This is a genomic window from Dietzia sp. DQ12-76, from assembly GCF_014145045.1.
In the GTDB taxonomy this organism is placed as follows: Bacteria; Actinomycetota; Actinomycetes; order Mycobacteriales; family Mycobacteriaceae; genus Dietzia.
The window spans coordinates 1-1,232 of sequence record NZ_JAALDV010000475.1 but is presented as its reverse complement, the minus strand read 5'-3'; the positions used below and the strand labels follow the sequence as shown (position 1 = coordinate 1,232).

General features: G+C 70.9%; 1 protein-coding gene and 1 pseudogene. Both read left to right on the top strand.

Going from position 1 to position 1,232, the window contains the following annotated elements; all coding sequences use genetic code 11:
- Positions 1 to 184: pseudogene (locus G6019_RS17125) on the top strand (dTDP-Rha--alpha-D-GlcNAc-pyrophosphate polyprenol alpha-3-L-rhamnosyltransferase); the annotation flags it as partial.
- A gap of 81 nt (positions 185 to 265) precedes the next feature.
- The coding region (locus G6019_RS15085) for an NDP-sugar synthase (protein WP_309230291.1) at positions 266 to 1,232 on the top strand (967 nt) is incomplete at its 3' end.

The window sequence follows — 1,232 nt, the reverse complement described above, 5'->3', positions numbered from 1 at the left end:
TCAGGGCCACGCGGCCAGGACCGTGCCGGAGTTCACCCTCAGGGCGCATCACCGCAGCGCGTACCTGTTCCAGGCGGACAGGCATCCGCACGCCTGGCAGGCCCCGTTACGCTGGGCCCTCCGCGTGGGTCTCGCGCTACGGTGCCGACTCGCGATCCGATCCGCCCGGCGTGGCCTTCGCTGACGCGGACGACGAGACCATCCACCGGCCCGGACGGGCCGCGCCAGCGCGCGGCCCGGGGGCCACGACATCGGGAGCAGGACTGTGACCTCGACGACCCCCTCCGGCGCCGCGCCGCGCGATCTGATCCCAGACACCGAGGCGGTGGTCCTGGTGGGCGGGAAGGGGACCCGCCTGCGCCCACTGACGATCTCGGCGCCCAAGCCCATGCTGCCCACGGCCGGCGTGCCCTTCCTCACCCATCTGCTGTCGAGGATCCGGGCGGCGGGCATCCGGCGGGTGGTGTTGGGTACGTCGTTCAAAGCCGAGGTGTTCGAGGAGCATTTCGGTGACGGGTCCGACCTCGACCTGGAACTGACGTACGTGGTGGAGACCGAGCCGCTGGGGACGGGCGGCGGCATCCGCAACGTTCTGGACGAGCTCACCGCATCGACGATCATGGTGTTCAACGGCGACGTGCTGGGCGGTACCGATCTCACCCGGATCCTCGACCTGCACCACGCCAGGAACGCGGACCTGACGATGCACCTTGTCCGCGTCTCCGATCCCCGTGCGTTCGGTTGTGTGCCGACCGATGACGACGGCCGGGTCCTGGAGTTCCTGGAGAAGACGCAGGACCCGCCGACCGATCAGATCAACGCCGGCTGCTACGTCTTCCGGCGTGAACTGATCGCGCAGATCCCCGAGGGCGTCCCCGTCTCGGTGGAGCGCGAGACCTTCCCGCAGCTGCTCGCCGAGGGCAAGCGGGTCTACGGTTTCGTCGACTCGGCGTACTGGCGGGACATGGGCACGCCCGAGGACTTCGTCCGCGGGTCCTCGGACCTCGTCCGCGGCATCGCGCCGTCGCCTGCACTCGAGAGTCATCACGGCGAGGCGCTCGTCCACGAGGGTGCGGGGGTCGGCGCCGGGGCGGTCCTCATCGGGGGAACCGTGGTCGGTCGCGGCGCCGAGATCGGGGCCGGAGCCCGGCTGGACGGCGCCGTGGTCTTCGACGGCGCCCGTATCGAGGCCGGGGCGACGGTCGAACGGTCGATCATCGGCTTCGGCGCGC